The organism is Sneathiella aquimaris, assembly GCF_026409565.1.
GTDB classification, from domain to species: domain Bacteria; phylum Pseudomonadota; class Alphaproteobacteria; order Sneathiellales; family Sneathiellaceae; genus Sneathiella; species Sneathiella aquimaris.
The window spans coordinates 3,593,419-3,608,971 of record NZ_CP112881.1 but is presented as its reverse complement, the minus strand read 5'-3'; the positions used below and the strand labels follow the sequence as shown (position 1 = coordinate 3,608,971).

Annotated in this window: 16 protein-coding genes; 8 read left to right on the top strand and 8 right to left on the bottom strand. The window is 49.8% G+C overall.

Annotation, left to right across the window (positions count from 1 at the left end; translation table 11 throughout):
• Positions 1 to 90: 90 nt before the first annotated feature.
• A complete protein-coding gene (argS, locus tag OIR97_RS17000; protein WP_219821582.1) occupies positions 91 to 1,860 on the bottom strand; it encodes an arginine--tRNA ligase in 1,770 nt (589 codons plus the stop codon).
• 288 nt (positions 1,861 to 2,148) lie between these two features.
• Between argS and OIR97_RS16995 the strand changes: the two genes are divergently transcribed.
• Positions 2,149 to 2,436, top strand: a complete 288-nt coding sequence (locus tag OIR97_RS16995) for a co-chaperone GroES (protein ID WP_169543405.1) — start codon at positions 2,149 to 2,151, stop codon at positions 2,434 to 2,436.
• A gap of 55 nt (positions 2,437 to 2,491) precedes the next feature.
• Positions 2,492 to 4,147, top strand: a complete 1,656-nt coding sequence (groL, locus tag OIR97_RS16990; RefSeq protein ID WP_169543404.1) for a chaperonin GroEL — start codon at positions 2,492 to 2,494, stop codon at positions 4,145 to 4,147.
• Between the two features lie 53 nt (positions 4,148 to 4,200).
• Here groL and OIR97_RS16985 read toward each other — a convergent pair whose 3' ends face one another.
• The 5 genes from OIR97_RS16985 to OIR97_RS16965 form a co-directional block, all read right to left on the bottom strand.
• Positions 4,201 to 4,827: a DUF938 domain-containing protein gene (locus OIR97_RS16985; protein ID WP_169543403.1), complete on the bottom strand. Its 627-nt coding sequence runs from the start codon at positions 4,825 to 4,827 to the stop codon at positions 4,201 to 4,203.
• 15 nt (positions 4,828 to 4,842) lie between these two features.
• Positions 4,843 to 5,319, bottom strand: coding sequence for a periplasmic heavy metal sensor (locus tag OIR97_RS16980; RefSeq protein WP_169543402.1), 477 nt, complete (start codon positions 5,317 to 5,319; stop codon positions 4,843 to 4,845).
• Positions 5,306 to 5,755, bottom strand: a complete 450-nt coding sequence (locus tag OIR97_RS16975) for a hypothetical protein (protein ID WP_169543401.1) — start codon at positions 5,753 to 5,755, stop codon at positions 5,306 to 5,308. Before OIR97_RS16975 ends, OIR97_RS16980 begins: the two co-directional genes overlap by 14 nt.
• The gene (locus tag OIR97_RS16970) at positions 5,752 to 6,285 is read right to left on the bottom strand and encodes a sigma-70 family RNA polymerase sigma factor (protein ID WP_169543400.1); all 534 of its coding nucleotides are present in this window, start codon (positions 6,283 to 6,285) and stop codon (positions 5,752 to 5,754) included. Before OIR97_RS16970 ends, OIR97_RS16975 begins: the two co-directional genes overlap by 4 nt.
• A gap of 207 nt (positions 6,286 to 6,492) precedes the next feature.
• Positions 6,493 to 7,077 carry a bactofilin family protein gene (locus OIR97_RS16965; protein ID WP_169543399.1) on the bottom strand — a complete coding sequence of 195 codons (585 nt, stop codon included), beginning with the start codon at positions 7,075 to 7,077 and terminating at the stop codon, positions 6,493 to 6,495.
• A gap of 182 nt (positions 7,078 to 7,259) precedes the next feature.
• On the opposite strand from OIR97_RS16965, the gene OIR97_RS16960 reads away from it, so the two are divergent.
• Positions 7,260 to 7,460, top strand: coding sequence for a DUF2842 domain-containing protein (locus OIR97_RS16960; RefSeq protein ID WP_169543398.1), 201 nt, complete (start codon positions 7,260 to 7,262; stop codon positions 7,458 to 7,460).
• A gap of 208 nt (positions 7,461 to 7,668) precedes the next feature.
• Here OIR97_RS16960 and OIR97_RS16955 read toward each other — a convergent pair whose 3' ends face one another.
• Positions 7,669 to 8,436, bottom strand: coding sequence for an alpha/beta fold hydrolase (locus OIR97_RS16955; RefSeq protein WP_169543397.1), 768 nt, complete (start codon positions 8,434 to 8,436; stop codon positions 7,669 to 7,671).
• Here OIR97_RS16955 and OIR97_RS16950 point away from each other — a divergent pair.
• From OIR97_RS16950 to OIR97_RS16930, 5 genes are all read left to right on the top strand, one after another.
• On the top strand, positions 8,428 to 9,642 hold the full coding sequence (locus OIR97_RS16950) for a glycosyltransferase family 4 protein (protein ID WP_169543396.1): 1,215 nt from the start codon (positions 8,428 to 8,430) through the stop codon (positions 9,640 to 9,642). The two genes, OIR97_RS16955 and OIR97_RS16950, sit on opposite strands and share 9 nt — an antisense overlap.
• Positions 9,643 to 9,645: 3 nt before the next feature.
• On the top strand, positions 9,646 to 10,587 hold the full coding sequence (locus OIR97_RS16945) for a glycosyltransferase family 9 protein (protein ID WP_169543395.1): 942 nt from the start codon (positions 9,646 to 9,648) through the stop codon (positions 10,585 to 10,587).
• Positions 10,588 to 10,736: 149 nt separating this feature from the next.
• The gene (thrS, locus tag OIR97_RS16940; RefSeq protein ID WP_169543394.1) at positions 10,737 to 12,677 is read left to right on the top strand and encodes a threonine--tRNA ligase; all 1,941 of its coding nucleotides are present in this window, start codon (positions 10,737 to 10,739) and stop codon (positions 12,675 to 12,677) included.
• A 120-nt stretch (positions 12,678 to 12,797) separates the two neighbouring features.
• On the top strand, positions 12,798 to 13,340 hold the full coding sequence (gene infC / locus OIR97_RS16935) for a translation initiation factor IF-3 (RefSeq protein WP_169544325.1): 543 nt from the start codon (positions 12,798 to 12,800) through the stop codon (positions 13,338 to 13,340).
• Positions 13,341 to 13,464: 124 nt separating this feature from the next.
• The gene (locus OIR97_RS16930) at positions 13,465 to 14,325 is read left to right on the top strand and encodes a crotonase/enoyl-CoA hydratase family protein (RefSeq protein WP_169543393.1); all 861 of its coding nucleotides are present in this window, start codon (positions 13,465 to 13,467) and stop codon (positions 14,323 to 14,325) included.
• A 43-nt stretch (positions 14,326 to 14,368) separates the two neighbouring features.
• On the opposite strand, the gene OIR97_RS16925 is transcribed toward OIR97_RS16930, so the two are convergent.
• Entirely contained in the window at positions 14,369 to 15,373 is a 1,005-nt protein-coding gene (locus OIR97_RS16925) for a hypothetical protein (RefSeq protein ID WP_169543392.1), read from the bottom strand.
• Positions 15,374 to 15,553 lie beyond the last annotated feature (180 nt).

Sequence of the window (15,553 nt, the reverse complement as noted above, 5' to 3'; positions counted from 1 at the left end):
TCTGGAAGTCTGAAAAAAGGCCTGTGCGAAAAGTCGCCAGGCCTTTTTTGTGTGCGAGGGGATGATCTTTGGACTAGCCGGGGATCACGGTTACATCCGTTCCGGTACATCAATTCCCAAAAGAGATAAAACGGCTTCGATCTGTTGCAACGTGATCGCGCAAAGGGTCAGGCGAGACGCCCTTACGGTCGGGTCTTCTTCCCCCAGTACATGACAGTCATGGTAGAAGCTGTTGAATTCCTGGGTCAGTGTATACACATGATCACACAGAATATGCGGGGCATTTTTCTCGGCGGCCGCTTCGGTCGCTTCAGGCAATTGGGACAGGGCCAAAATCAGGTTGCGCTCTGCATCCGCTGTGATTTTGAGGTCGCCCGGATTAAGACCCTGTTCTTTTGCTTTACGCAACATCGATTTGATCCGAACCGCAGCGTACATCTGGTAAGGACCCGTTTTCCCTTCAAATTTTGTGAAGCGTTCCAGATCGAAGACATAGTTGGACATCCGCTGGTTCGACAGATCCGCAAACTTGATTGCGGCGATACCAACTTTGGTTGCGATGTCATCCAGGGTTGCGGCATCAAATTTGTCGCCCATCCCGGCATCCACGACCACCTTGCGGGCTTCTGCAATGGCGTCTTCAATCAGATTGCGCAACCGAACAACGCCGCCATCGCGGGTTTTTAGCGGTTTGCCGTCTTTCCCATTTACCGTCCCAAAACCGACATGCTCAAGATGGGCGTTTTCGTTGACACTCTTGCATTTGCGGGCGGCCCGAAAGACCTGTTCGAAATGAAGACTTTGCCGGGCGTCCACAACATACAGAATTGTGTTCGGCTGATGATCCGCTTCCCGCATTTCAATGGTTGCAAGATCGGTAGTGCCATACATGACAGCCCCATCCGACTTTTGCAGAATAAGCGGGGGCATGTCCTTTTTGTCGTCGTCTTCCTCGATACGGACAACAACGGCGCCGTCAGAAATTTCGGACAGTCCCTCGTTCTTCAGTCGTTTCAGCATGACGGGGATATGTTCGTTGGTGTCCGCTTCGCCTTTCCATTCAGAAAAATACGCGCCCAGCAAATCAAAGTCGATCTTGGTCTCAGCAACTGAGACATTCAGCATATGTTGCCAAAGAGCCCGGTATCCTGCATGCCCCTGTTGCAATTCATAAGTCGCGGCGCGCGCCGCCTCCAAAAATGCAGGATCCTCTTTACTACGGCTGGAAGCCGCGGGGTAAAGTTCCTGCAATTCGTCGACTGTGACCGGTGACGTTTCTGGAAACGGGCCTTTATTGTTGGTGTCAAAATACGGAAGGTCCGGTTTTGCCAGCTCGATTTCCTTGATCAGCAAGCCCATTGGAAGACCCCAGTCCCCGAAATGAACGTCACTAACAACAGAATCGCCAAGGAAAACACGCAGGCGACGAAGGCTTTCACCGATGATGGTCGCACGCAGGTGACCCACATGCATGGCTTTGGCCACATTGGGGCCGCCAAAATCAAGAATAACTTTTTCAGGAGTGTGGTCTGCCCGGACACCAAAATAGGGATCTGAGGACAGTGCTGCAAAATGGCGGGACAGATAGTCGTCTGTCAGGCGCATATTGATGAAGCCCGGGCCTGCCAGAGACAGGTCAGAAAAATGTCCTGTTTCTTCAAGGCCAGCCACAATCCCTTGTGCAATGTCCCGCGGGTTCTTCTTTGCAGCTTTTGCGGCCGCCAGTGCCCCGTTGCATTGGAATTGACCAAGTTCCCGGCGCTGAGAAATTACGACCCGACCAAGCGACGCCTCCAGGCCTTGCGCAGAAAAAACGTCGCCCACGAGGGCGCTAAGCTGATTAAGAAGTGATGTGGTCACAGGACTATCTTTCGATTTACACTGTTTGTTAAGGGCCCTATAACAGGGCCTCATGGTTTGGACTTCAAACGAGCTGGTATTATCTACTGTAAAAATGTTTGAAGGCCAAGGAAATAGGCGGCTTAAATAGTCGTTTGAGAAAAATTTCCCGGGTTTTTTTACCCCATCCCTTGACTCTCCGGCATCCATTGCATAAATCGAGTAGGTAATTTGTTAGCACTCTCCGCTGGTGAGTGCTAAAACAAAGCTGAAAATTGATTTGACCTCAAAATTTAGGGAGAGGCTTTTATGTCATTTCGTCCACTGCACGACCGTGTGCTGATCAAGCGCTTAGAAAGCGAAGAGAAAACCTCTGGTGGTATTATCCTCGTGGATAGCGCTCAGGAAAAACCAATGGAAGGTGAAGTCATCGCTGTTGGTAGCGGCACTGTTAAGGAAGACGGTTCTATCCGTGCTCTTGACGTTTCTGTTGGCGACAAGGTTCTGTTCGGCAAATGGTCCGGTACTGAAATCAAGCTCGGCGGTGAAGAACTGCTGATCATGAAAGAATCCGACATCATGGGCATCCTAGGCTAACGGGCACAGGTTTTTGTCCTCGGCTAAATGATACAGAATTTAAGGAATTACCAGAATGGCTAAACAAGTAAAATTCGGCGCAGAAGCCCGCTCGCAGATTCTCGAAGGTGTAAACATCCTTGCGAATGCTGTTAAAGTTACACTCGGTCCAAAAGGACGTAACGTCGTTCTCGACAAATCTTTCGGCGCCCCTCGTGTGACAAAAGACGGTGTTTCTGTTGCGAAAGAAATCGAACTCGAAGATAAGCTCCAGAACATGGGCGCACAGATGGTGCGTGAAGTTGCGTCAAAAACAAATGACGTTGCCGGTGACGGTACAACAACTGCAACTGTTCTGGCTCAGTCTATCGTTCAGGAAGGCCTGAAAGCGGTTGCTGCCGGCATGAACCCAATGGACCTGAAACGCGGTATTGATCTCGCTGTTGCGAAAGCTGTTGAAAGCATTCGCGCCGCTGCAAACCCGGTAACCGGTGCAGAAGAAATTGCACAGGTTGGTACAATTTCAGCAAACGGCGAAACTGAAATCGGTGCGATCATTTCAGAAGCCATGCAGCGCGTTGGCAACGAAGGTGTTATCACTGTTGAAGAAGCCAAAGGTCTGGAAACAGAACTTGACGTTGTTGAAGGTATGCAGTTTGACCGTGGTTACCTGTCCCCATACTTCGTAACCAATGCAGAAAAAATGCTGGCCGAAATGGAAAGCCCATACATTCTGCTTCACGAGAAAAAACTGACAAACCTGCAGCCAATGCTGCCAGTTTTGGAAGCTGTTGTTCAGGCGGGTAAGCCTCTTCTGATTATCGCAGAAGACATTGAAGGCGAAGCGCTTGCAACACTGGTTGTCAACAAATTGCGCGGTGGCCTGAAAATTGCTGCTGTTAAAGCACCTGGTTTTGGTGATCGTCGTAAAGCAATGTTGGAAGACATCGCAATCCTCACAGGTGGTCAGCTGATTTCTGAAGAGCTGGGCATCAAACTGGAAAGCGTAACTCTGGACATGCTGGGTACAGCGAAAACAGTGACGATTTCTAAAGAAGAAACTACCATCGTTGATGGTGCTGGTTCTAAAGATGATATCGAAGCACGTTGTGGTCAGATCCGCGCTCAGGTCGAAGAAACTTCTTCCGACTATGATCGTGAAAAACTGCAGGAACGTCTTGCTAAACTGGCCGGCGGTGTTGCCCTGATTAAAGTTGGCGGCGCAACTGAAGTTGAAGTGAAAGAACGCAAAGACCGTGTTGATGACGCCCTGCATGCAACACGTGCAGCGGTTGAAGAAGGCATCGTCCCTGGTGGCGGAACGGCTCTTCTTTATGCGTCACGTGCCCTTGAAGGTCTTGAAGGTGCAAATGCTGATCAGAGCGTTGGTGTTAAAATCATCGCCCGTGCTCTGCAGGCACCTGTTCGTCAGATCGCTGAAAATGCGGGTGAAGACGGCGCGGTTATCGCAGGTAAATTGCTTGAGCAGGACGACATCAAGTTCGGCTTTAATGCTCAGACCGGCATTTACGGCAATCTGCTGACAGACGGTGTTGTTGATCCGGCTAAAGTTGTTCGTACTGCTCTTGAAGATGCGTCTTCGATTGCTGGCCTGTTGATTACAACAGAAGCAACTGTCACAGAAGCTCCTTCTAAAGAAGGTGCCGGCGGTGGCGCTCCTGCAATGCCTGACATGGGCGGCATGGGCGGCATGGGTGGTATGGGCTTCTAAGAAACCCAACCCATTACGAAAAAGAAGGCTGCGAAGAAATTCGCAGCCTTTTTTTATTGCTTGATAAAAATTTGCAGAAAGTTATTGGCGGGCATGGGAAGGCTGTTCGTATGGATTAACCCGTTTTCGAGAGCTTCTTGCGCAACATCGGCAATGTCGCGGACACCAAACTCTCTGTTTTTTTCTAAGAGCCATGTTTCGAAATCAGCGTTGCTTGGCGCGGTATGCTGCCCCTTAATTTTAAAGGGGCCATATAATAAAAGCTGCCCACCGGATGAAAGAACCCGTCCGGCCCCTTTCATCAATCCTTTAGCGACAATCCAGGGGGAGATATGAATCATATTGGCGTTGAAGATTGTATGGATGGGCCCGAAAGGGTAGTCGGTTTTTTCAACCGCCCATTCAGACGCCGCGGCGTCCAGATGAAGCGGTGAAAGCAGGTTGTGATGACTTTGAAAAGCCTGCCAGGCTTCAATACTCTGCAAATTTTCAGGATCATAATCTGATGGCTGCCAAAGCAGTTCTGGAAAATGAGGCGCGAAAAAGTGGCTATGCTCACCTGTACCGCTGGCAATTTCCAGAACAGTTCCTTTATTGGGAAGATAGGTGTGTAATTGTTCCAATATTGCAGTTCGGTTCCGCTCTGTTGCCGGAGCGAAACGGCGTTTGTCTTCTGTCATCGTATGGGGTCTCTCTTATTCTTTTCGCTTTGCCTTATCCTGCGTTTTGTTGAGGGGGTTAAAGCCTTCTTCAAAGAAACGTTTCCGTTGATCCGCAGGCAGGGCTTTCGCTGTTAGAAAAAGAGTAGCATAGACGGATTGTTCGATCCTGCTTTTTCGTTTCACCAATTCTTTTTGAGCATTTTCAATGGCCACCAGATCCAGCGGGTCCTCACCCATTAAATTGGCGACCTGTTGTTTTACACGGCGATAGGATCTAAAATCATCCCGCATGGCCGGGCGTTGATCCCGCCATAATTGTTTGATTTTATTTCTGTTTTCATTATCCAGCTGATTGAGTGCAGCACGGCGATCAAATGAAAAAGACGCATGAGAATGAGATTTGTAATTGTGCCAGAACGTGCGACTGAAAAAGAAGCCGCCAATCGCCAGATTGATGCCCAATGAAAGGACGAGGGCAATGACAAGCCACCGTGATTTAACCGTTGTCATTTATATTCTCCCATTCCAGAAGGGGGTCTGTGACGGACAGTTCTTCAAAATTGATTTCGTCTGAAGTGTCGATCAGATCGGGCCTTATAATTCCGACTGTAATCCCAAGGCAGGTCGCCAGAAAAAGTCCCGCGGCGGGTTTCAAGAAACTACTGATAAGACCATGCCATAGGGGGGCGGGTGTTTTTCTCTGAAGATCGGCTTGTTCAAGGATCTGTCCTAAAAGTGCACCAGAAGCAGAGACCGGCGCGGTTTGGTCGTCGATCAGGCGATCAAGGGTTTCCGCGTTCTGAAGCATCTTCCGGGCGTCGGAAGACTGCTGAAGAAGTTCCTGCGCGGCGCTGACCTCTTCCGCTGGCCACTGTGTCGTGCGGGCTCCGTAAGCGTCGAGGATTTCAGCAAGCCGGGTGTCTGTCATTTTTGTCTTTATGCTCATCCTGCTTCCCTTCCAAGTAATTCTCGAGCGGGGCCAAGAAGCGCCCGAAGTTTCCGGCGCCCCCTTGAAAGCAAAGATTCCAGAGCCTCTATAGAGATTTGCATGATTTCAGCTGCTTCCTTATTACCGCATTCCTCAAGATGAACCAATGTTACAGCAATCCTCTGCCGCGGCGGCAACTCCTGCAAGGCATGTGTAATCTGATCTTTCATCTGCTGATCTTCTCTTGCTGTCCATGGTCCCTTTGACGGATCCTCTATGTCCGGAACTTCGCTGGTGCTATACCTGTTTTCCTTGCGTAACCTGTCGATGCATAAATTATGGGTCACGCGATGAAGCCATGTTTTTACCTGTGCTTTGGCTTCCCATCCTCCCGCCGCTTTCCACAGCCTCAAGAACGCTTCCTGCGCGATATCTTCAGCATGACCTGTATCCCCCAGAATACGAAAAGCCATTCGGTAAATACTGTCCAAATGCGCACCCGCAAGCACGCGGCAGGCGGTTTGATCGCCGCTTGCTACTCTGCTCATCAGTTCAGCATCTTGTTCTATCAGCGATTTTGCTGGCATAGGCATTCGATTCAAGGGTTCGGCGAAACTTTCCGACCGGTTGTATGAGTATAACGCAGACGGTTGGGAAATCCGTCGCTGTTTCATAAAAAAAAGGACGGCCCTATGGCGAGGCCGTCCTTGGGGAAAGTATCCGGAGATACTTTGGGGAACTGAAGTTGGTCTGGATTAATGATGCGCTGTTGGAGCGGTTTGCGGCTCTTTCATTTTATTTGCGATCACTTTTTTGCTGAGACTGAGGTCTGATTTTGCGGTTCCGGTTTTGCACAGATGACCAGAAATTTCTCCGCCCGGCTCAATTTCGATCTCGCCATATTCGATGGATCCGCTGACCCGTCCGGTCTTACGGATAATCAATTTTGTCCGTGCAGTCAGTGTTCCTTCGAATTCACCGGAAATATCCGCTGTGTCGATAATTACCTCACCATTAAAAATACCACTTTGCGTGATTTCGATTTCGTTCGAATTCATTGAGGCTTCGACTTTTCCTTCAACGATCAACCGATCGCAGGCGGTGATTTCGCCCTTCAGGTGAATGTCTTTTCCCACATGCAGGCGGCTGCCTTTCTCTTCGGGTTTTGTATTTTCAGGCTCTTTGGCAAGCGGAAAAGGGGATTTGGTCGAGGCCGGAACAGGAGCCGCCTGTGACGGTGAGGAGAGCGGTTTTACCCGGCTGGTTGGGTTCGCGGCTTCTGTTGTGGTCTGCTTTGGATTGGTTTCGTTATTATCGTCGGTTCTTTTTTTGTTAAACACCGCGTCTCTCCTGTTAAATATGTTCCTGATCGGTTGTCGATATAGAAGAGTAGACAGGATTAAAAAGGCGAGTTGAGGAAATAAACGGGGCAAATTTTTGGTTTTTTTGTGGCAAGCGTGATGACGGGACTTTCCAAGCCGTGTTTCTATGCGTAAAAGCGTCTGGAAAAGTGAGGTCGAATATGAACGGGCGTAAATTGGCAGGTTTGATGCTGCTGTTATTATTGGTTGTCGTTTATTCCTTTGCCGGAATGTTGATGGCGATCCATCTGCTGCCGGATAGCAAGTGGGCAGAACTGATTTACTATCCGGTTATCGGTATTATGTGGATCTTCCCGGCCATGAAAATTATTGCCTGGATGCAACCAAAGGATCCAGAGTAATTTTACAAAAAAAAGCCGGATCGAGAGGGGGGAGTCGACCCGGCTTTGTTGCCATTCAGTGGGAGAGGGGAGTTTCTCACTGATCAGCAAAAGATTTTAGAAGTCATCTGTTCTACTGATATAGGGTTCGGAAAAACTGTTTTCCAGCCGTTAAGGTCAAGAATCTGTGAGTTTCGTCGCGAAATTCGTTAAGAACGAGAGAGAACCATCAGCTATACTCGATTTGGCTGCAAATCCGTTCTGTCGCTAACACCAATCGATTTAGGTCTTCCGTTTCGGACAGACGGTGGTCGCCGTTCTTAATCAGCGAAACGACCACATTATCCGTGACCAGAGCCTTTTGAATATCAAGGGCGGTTTCCCATGGGACGCTGTCATCTTTCATGCCTTGTAACAGATGGACGGGGCATGTGATGTCGATCGGTCCCGTCATCACGAAATTACGCTGGCCATCATCCAGCAGCTTTTTTGTAATGATGTAAGGTTCATCTGAATATTCAGAAGGCTCTTCCCAATATCCCTGTCTTTCCAGATCCGCATGCCCTTCAGGGGGCAGATCCTTTTTCATGCGCGCGGTGAAATCCGGGGCGGCTGCAATGCCGACAAATCCGGCTATTCTGTCCGGGCGCAACAGTGCCATGCGAAGGCCGATCCAGCCTCCCATGGAAGAACCGACAACAACCTGTGGTCCCGCTGTACATTCATCCAGAACGGCCAAGGCATCATCTGTCCAGCGACTGATTGTCCCATCCGTGAAAAGCCCTGTCGATTGTCCGTGCCCTAGATAGTCGAAACGTGTATAGCTTCGGCCAAGGTCTTTCATCGCCTGTTCAAGTGCTGTTGCTTTCGTGCCATCCATATCGGACATAAAGCCGGAGCAAAAAAGAACGCCAGGTGCGTCACCTGGTGTGTGATGGTAGGCTATGGATTGTCCGTCTGGACGCTGGAGCATATCTGGCGTATTTGGATGGGTCATGGAATTATCAGTTTGCCGTTTAAGAAGAATGTTGTGACACACTCTACCATTCCTGATCAGGACAGGGAACGCTCTCCTGGAACAGTTTTGCAAGTTTTACCAAACTTAAACGGCGGTGGCGTTGAACGCGGAACCATCGAGATGGCGTCTGCAATGAAAGCGGCTGGTTGGAAGAGCGTTGTGGTCTCTGCCGGGGGGACAATGGTGTATGAGCTCGAAAAGTTGGGCGTTCCGCATGTCACATTGCCCGTTGCCTCGAAGAACCCGCTTGTTATGCGCCGGAATGTCAAACGCCTGATGAAGGTCATAGAAGAGTATGACGTGAATATCGTGCATGCCCGCAGTCGAGCTCCAGCCTGGAGTGCTATGGCGGCGGCTCGTAAATCCGGCGTTCATTTCGTGACCACTTTTCATGCCGCCTATACCCGCGGGGGATTTTTCAAGAATACCTATAACAGTGTGATGGCCCGGGGCGAAAAGGTGATCGCTATTTCCGACTTTATCGCGCGGCATATTGCTGAAAATTACACCATCGACGCGGATCGGATTGTTACTATTCCGCGAGGTGTTGACAGCAGAAAGTTTAATCCAGCGGCTGTCAGTGCAGAACGGATCATTAAAATGGCGTCAGACTGGCGCTTGCCCGACGGTGTTTCTGTGGTGATGTTACCCGGAAGGCTGACACGTCTCAAAGGGCATGAAATGTTGATCAGGGCGCTGGCGGCGATGCAGAACAAGAATGTTCTGGCCCTGTTTGTTGGGGCTGGTGAAGGGCGAGAAGCCTATCGCACAGAATTAAATGAACTTGTCAAAAGTCTGCATCTGGAGGGCAAGGTTCAAATCAAGGATTACTGTAGTGATATGCCAGCGGCGCTGATGCTGGCCGATGTGGTCGTGTCTGCAACACAAGTACCTGAAGGGTTTGGCCGGGTTTCCGTGGAGGCCCAGGCGATGGGCCGTCCGGTGATTGCAACGGGACATGGTGGTTCACTAGAGACTGTTCTGGACGGAGAGACCGGTTGGCTGGTGCCTGTGACAGATGAAACCGCGCTGGCCGAGGCGCTGGATCTGGCATTGGGAATGACATCGTCAGAGCGGGAGATTGTTGCTGCCCGGACGCGTCAACATGTTGTTGAGAATTTTACAATCGAAAAAATGTGCCAATCGACGCTCGCTGTATATCAAGATCTGTTGACCGGAGAGTAGCAGATGGGGGCGCGAGAAAATATTCTTGTTATCAAGCATGGGGCGCTTGGGGATGTGGTTCTGGCGCAATCGCCGTTTCAGGCTATTCGGGCCCACCACCCGAATGCAAAAATCACGTTGCTGACAACCGCCATGTTCAAACCGTTCCTGGAAAGGTCGGGCCTGTTTGACGAGATCTGGGTCGATGAAAAACCAAAATTATGGCAGTTGGGACGGCTGACGGCTTTACGGAAAAATCTGCGGGAAGGGCAATTTACCCGCGTTTACGATTTGCAGACATCTTCGCGTTCCAGTTCGTATTTTAAGCTTTTCCCCGCAGGCAGCAGGCCAGAATGGTCCGGTATCGCAAAAGGATGTTCTCATTTTGATAACAATCCGCAGCGCAAGGTCATCCATACGATTGAACGACAAAAAGAACAATTGAGGCAAGCCGGTATTGAACAGGTGCCTGCGCCTGATTTCTCTTGGGCAAACTCCGATCTGACCGGTTTTGATCTGCCAGAGAATTTTGCACTTTTGGTTCCGGGGGGATCAGCGCACCGACCGGAGAAACGCTGGCCTGCGGATCGATATGCGGCGCTTGCTGTTGCGCTGACAGAAAAGGGAATGACGCCAGTTTTGATCGGCGGGGCGGCTGAGGCAGAGGCAATTACCCTTATTCAGGCGCACTGCCCGGAGGCCGTTGATTTATCGAGCCGCACACAACTTGAGGATCTGGCCACTCTTGGAACGCGGGCGGCGTTAGCGGTCGGAAATGATACAGGGCCGCTGCATTTGATCGCGGCTGTCGGCTGTTTTGTCACAGTTCTTTTTTCAAATGCGTCCAATCCGGTGCGCGCCCGACCGCGCGGTCGGGCTGTTACTGTCTTGCAGGAAGACAATCTTGAGAATCTGGCGCTTGAAACCGTGCTTGAAAGCCTTAAAATTGAAAAGGGTGAGGCCTAAAAGACATTCTACTGGATTTTAAGCACAAAAAATTTCAGCAGAGCCTGCAATCCCTTGACATACGGTAGTAGATTTCTACAGTCACGTTTCTCGAAACTCATGGTTCAGTTCAGGGTATTGTTCGGAACCCAACATATTGGCGGTAAATTTTGGAAAACGGAAATGTAAACATCACTCTTCCTGATGGAAGTGTGCGTGTCTTTGAAGGCCCGATCTCTGGCGAAGCATTAGCAGCGGATATTGGACCTGGTCTTGCGAAAGCAGCATTGGCTTTGCGAATTCAGGGTGAGATGAAAGATCTTAAAACGACCCTTGATACAGACACGACCGTCGAAATTGTGACGTCAAAAGAAGAGAGCGATGAGGTTCTGGAATTGATCCGCCATGATGCCGCTCACGTACTGGCAGAAGCTGTTAAAGAATTATACCCGGAAACCCAAGTGACAATCGGGCCTGCGATTGATGACGGGTTCTATTACGATTTCGCGCGTGAAAAACCGTTTACACCGGAAGATCTGGATAAGATCGAGAAACGGATGCACGACATCGTTGATCGGAACGAATCCATTGATCGTGAAGAATGGGATCGGGACGAAGCGGTCAAATTCTTTGAAGATCAGGGCGAAAAATATAAAGCGGAAATCATTGCCTCAATTCCGGCAGATCAACCGATCGGTATTTATCGGCAGGGAAACTTTCAGGATCTTTGCCGGGGACCGCATTTACCCAACACGAAAAAACTGGGCCACGCGTTTAAGCTGATGAAGCTTGCGGGTGCATATTGGCGCGGCGATTCAAAAAATGAAATGCTGCAGCGGATCTATGGCACTGCGTGGCGGACCGAAAAAGAACTAAAGGCCTATTTGCACCGGCTGGAAGAAGCGGAGCGCCGCGATCACCGTAAGCTTGGCAAGGAAATGGATCTCTTCCACATGCAGGAAGAAGCCGTCGGTATGGTCTTTTGGCACAATAAGGGATGGACATTATACCGGACACTGGAAAGCTATATTCGCAACAAGCTTGAAATCGCTGGCTATGAAGAGGTCAAGACACCTCAGCTGGTTGATCGCAAGTTGTGGGAAGATTCCGGCCATTGGGATAAATTCCGCGAGAATATGTACACAACGGAATCAGAAGAACGCACTTTTGCGTTGAAACCGATGAATTGTCCCTGCCATGTTCAGATTTTCAATCAGGGCATTACAAGCTATCGGGAGCTTCCGCTTCGTATGGCCGAATTTGGATCATGCCATCGGTATGAACCTTCTGGTGCCCTTCATGGGATCATGAGGGTGCGCGGGTTTACACAGGATGATGCGCATATCTTCTGCACGGAAGACCAGATTACTTCTGAAACAGAGATTTTCTGTGAATTGCTGCTTGATATCTACAAAGACTTTGGCTTTACAGAGGTAAAGGTCAAATTCTCCGATCGTCCGGAAACACGGGCGGGGGATGATAGTATCTGGGATAAGGCCGAAGGGTCCTTGAAGGATGCCGTCGAAGCAACTGGTTTGTCCTATAGTCTTAATCCTGGTGAAGGCGCCTTTTATGGTCCGAAGCTTGAATTTGTGCTGACGGATGCGATCGGTCGGGACTGGCAGTGCGGTACTTTGCAGGTGGACTTTGTTTTGCCGGAGCGCCTGAACGCCAATTATATTGGTGAAGATGGTGCAAAACACCGTCCAGTCATGTTGCACCGGGCGATTTTTGGCTCAATGGAGCGGTTTATCGGTATTCTGATTGAGGAATATGCGGGCCGTTTCCCATTATGGCTGTCACCGGTTCAGGTTGCCGTCGCCACCATTACAGATGAAGCCGACGATTATGCGCGTGCCGTTATTGCAGCTGCTGAAAAGCGGGGCTTGCGGGCGATTCTTGATCTGCGGAATGAAAAAATCAACTATAAGGTTCGCGAACACAGTCTGGCCAAGGTTCCTGCTTTGCTGGTTGCAGGTAAACGTGAGGCAGAAGAAAATACAATTTCTGTTCGCCGACTTGGGGAAAAACATCAGAAAGTCATGGGTCTGGAAGAAGCGCTGGACGCCTTGGCTGAAGAAGCAAAAGTGCCGGGTTCCAGAGTTTCTTGACGTTCGTTGTCAGGAAGTTACGAAAATATTGGAACTCTTCCGGTAAAACTGTAAAATAGTGGTAGGGGTAAATGTGTTACACAAGCCCCTACCTTATTTGAACTGCTAAGGAGAAAGTAAATAGCTCGTCCACAGAGAAATACGGTACCGGTCAAGGAAGGCCCCCGTACGAATGAAGATATCGATAATCCTGAAGTTCGCCTGATCACGGAAGACGGTGTGAATATTGGATTGGTGAAATTAACTGCTGCGACCGGTCTTGCGGACGAAGTTGGTCTGGATGTCGTGGAAGTATCTCCGGGACAGATCCCCGTGTGTAAAATCATGGACCATGGCCGTGCCAAGTTCGAGGCGCAGAAAAAGGCAGCGAAAGCCCGTAAAAAACAAAAAACAGTAGAGATCAAGGAAATCAAGATGCGCCCTGGCATTGACCAGCATGACTATGAAGTCAAAATGCGCGCCGTGAATAAATTCCTGACTGCTGGAGACAAGGTAAAGCTGACCATGCGGTTCCGTGGGCGTGAAATGACCCATCAGGAACTGGGTATGAACCTGCTGAATAAGGTGAAAGCTGAAACTGAAGAACTTGCAAAGGTGGAGCAGCATCCAAAAATGGAAGGCCGCCAGATGACAATGGTTATCGCGCCAGTGCAGGCAAAATAAGGCCCGCTCCTTATTGATCCGAATAAAAAAGCTCTCTGTTTTTTCAGAGGGCTTTTTCTTTGTCTTGTGAAAACCAGCCCTTTTGATATGTGCGTACAAACGGGCTCAAAAGAAAGAAACGAAAATGACAGACACACTTCAATCAAGTCTTGAAAGCGGAATTCTAACCGTTCGGTTGAATCGCCCCGATCAGATGAACGCCTTTACAATCGAGATGGGCGAAGCCCTCATTGAAATGCTGGATCAGGCGGATGCAAATGATGCTGTTCGTGCGATTATTTTTACGGGCAACGGGCGGGCCTTTTGTGCAGGCATGGATTTATCAAGTGACGGGAATGTGTTTGGACTGGATGAAAGCGTTGACCCAAATTCTGCGGATATGGTGAAAAACAGGGATGTCGGCGGTATTCTTACCCTGCGCATGTTTCGAATGAAAAAGCCGTTGATTGGCGCTATCAACGGTGCCTCTGTTGGCGTGGGGTCGACAATGCAGCTTCCGATGGATGTTCGTATTGCCAGCGAGAAAGCAAAGTTTGGGTTTGTTTTTTCCCAGCGGGGTGTGACATTGGAAAGTTGCGCAAGTTGGTTCTTGCCGCGCCTGGTTGGTCTTCCAAAGGCATTGGAATGGTCTTACACAGGGAAGGTGTTTGGCGCAGAGGACGCTTTGGCAGGTGGTTTGATCAGTGAAATTCTGGCCCCCGATGCCCTGCTGGATCGCGCGCAGGAAATCGCCAGAAGTTTCACCGAAGGCACCAGTGCAATGTCTGTCGCTGCCAACCGTCAGCTCCTTTGGCGGATGATGGGAGCAGAGCATCCAATGGAAGCACACAAAATTGAAAGTCGGACCATGCTGCATTCCAGCATGCGGGATGGAAAAGAGGGGGTTCAGTCTTTTCTTGAAAAGCGCACACCGGAATTTACGGATAAGGTTTCCGATGGTGCGCCCGCAGGGTTCGATTGGGATCAGGAACCAGGCTGGTCGTAAAGACTGGCCCCTTATCAGCCGACCCCGTCAACATGGCTGGAGGCTAGCAGCCATCGTCTGGCCGAAGGTCCCCCAGGATTGTTGACATGGTGAAAGGTTCAGCCGGGTTGTCTGGCTGGACCGTGATTTTAACGCCATCCAGTATCTTGAAATCCCCCGCACTGTTGAAGCGCCATAGTTTGGGGGCCCGATTGCCGCCAAACTCTTTGTCCATGCAATAGTCGGATGTATCCCCGTGCAGCAGCAGAACGGGTTTAGCATAGTCGGCAGCAAGAGATCTGACTTGCTCTTTAAAACCGGCGTGGCCATCACAGGCAATAGGCTCTTCGTCCGTGCATTTTCCGGAATGGCGCGCCTTGCTGATATCGGCTTGAAAGGCAATGACGATGGCATCGGCGTTCTGTGAATTTGCCTGTGTAAACACTGTTTCTAACCAAAATCGGTTGGCTACATCTCTGGCTTTGACCTGACTTAAGGCGAAGTTCACATTGTCCAGAAGGATCTGGGCGCGGCCATTATTCGTGCCAACCATATGCAGGGTCGCAAACATCGTTCTGTTGTAATGCCAGATTTTATTTTCGGGATAGAGGGGCTGCTGCATCACCGAAAGATGGTTTGGAAAAGGGGGCCTGTTATGAAAAAACAGGGTTCGGATTTCTTCCAGCTTTTCAAGTTCTGATGCCGGGTTGGTCAGCTTGTCGCGGTCGCAATCCGTCCACTCGTTATCGCCGGGGGTGTAGAAAACGGCGGTATCATGAAGTTTATGGATTTGTGCCGCACGTTTTTGCAGTAACTCCGTATTGCATGAAGCACCCCCAGATTTCAAGTCGCCCATATGAACTACAAAAGGGCTCCTGGCGCGCCGTATTGCAGGCGTTATTTCCTCAGTCAGCAGGATTTCCTGATCTGCAGAATAGGGGAAATCGGATATCGCGTAGAATTGAAAGGAAGCATCCGAATCTGCAGTTGCCTGAGTGAAGGGCATAAGAATCATACTTGATAAAAGGAAGGTTTTTACCAACAGAGTGTTTAAACGACCGGCTTTCATTGTCTGTCTCCACGCATATGTTGCCTGTTTGAAGGATATAATCATAATTTAAGGACGGCTATACCTTGTTTTCCGCGAAATTTTTATGACGATCGTTGCCGTGTAAATCAGGGCTTGTATTCTGATCGGGCCGCGGTTATAACCCTCGCTTCGTCGAGCATTCCGGCCAAGAAGGGCTGC

Coding starts and splice junctions, on each gene's coding strand:
- OIR97_RS16995 (WP_169543405.1), top strand. CDS start 2,149: ATGTCATTTCGTCCACTGCACGACCGTGTGCTGATCAAGCGCTTAGAA.
- groL (WP_169543404.1), top strand. CDS start 2,492: ATGGCTAAACAAGTAAAATTCGGCGCAGAAGCCCGCTCGCAGATTCTC.
- OIR97_RS16985 (WP_169543403.1), bottom strand. CDS start 4,827: ATGACAGAAGACAAACGCCGTTTCGCTCCGGCAACAGAGCGGAACCGA.
- OIR97_RS16980 (WP_169543402.1), bottom strand. CDS start 5,319: ATGACAACGGTTAAATCACGGTGGCTTGTCATTGCCCTCGTCCTTTCA.
- OIR97_RS16975 (WP_169543401.1), bottom strand. CDS start 5,755: ATGAGCATAAAGACAAAAATGACAGACACCCGGCTTGCTGAAATCCTC.
- OIR97_RS16970 (WP_169543400.1), bottom strand. CDS start 6,285: ATGAGCAGAGTAGCAAGCGGCGATCAAACCGCCTGCCGCGTGCTTGCG.
- OIR97_RS16960 (WP_169543398.1), top strand. CDS start 7,260: ATGAACGGGCGTAAATTGGCAGGTTTGATGCTGCTGTTATTATTGGTT.
- OIR97_RS16950 (WP_169543396.1), top strand. CDS start 8,428: ATGGGTCATGGAATTATCAGTTTGCCGTTTAAGAAGAATGTTGTGACA.
- OIR97_RS16955 (WP_169543397.1), bottom strand. CDS start 8,436: ATGACCCATCCAAATACGCCAGATATGCTCCAGCGTCCAGACGGACAA.
- OIR97_RS16945 (WP_169543395.1), top strand. CDS start 9,646: ATGGGGGCGCGAGAAAATATTCTTGTTATCAAGCATGGGGCGCTTGGG.
- OIR97_RS16930 (WP_169543393.1), top strand. CDS start 13,465: ATGACAGACACACTTCAATCAAGTCTTGAAAGCGGAATTCTAACCGTT.
- OIR97_RS16925 (WP_169543392.1), bottom strand. CDS start 15,373: ATGAAAGCCGGTCGTTTAAACACTCTGTTGGTAAAAACCTTCCTTTTA.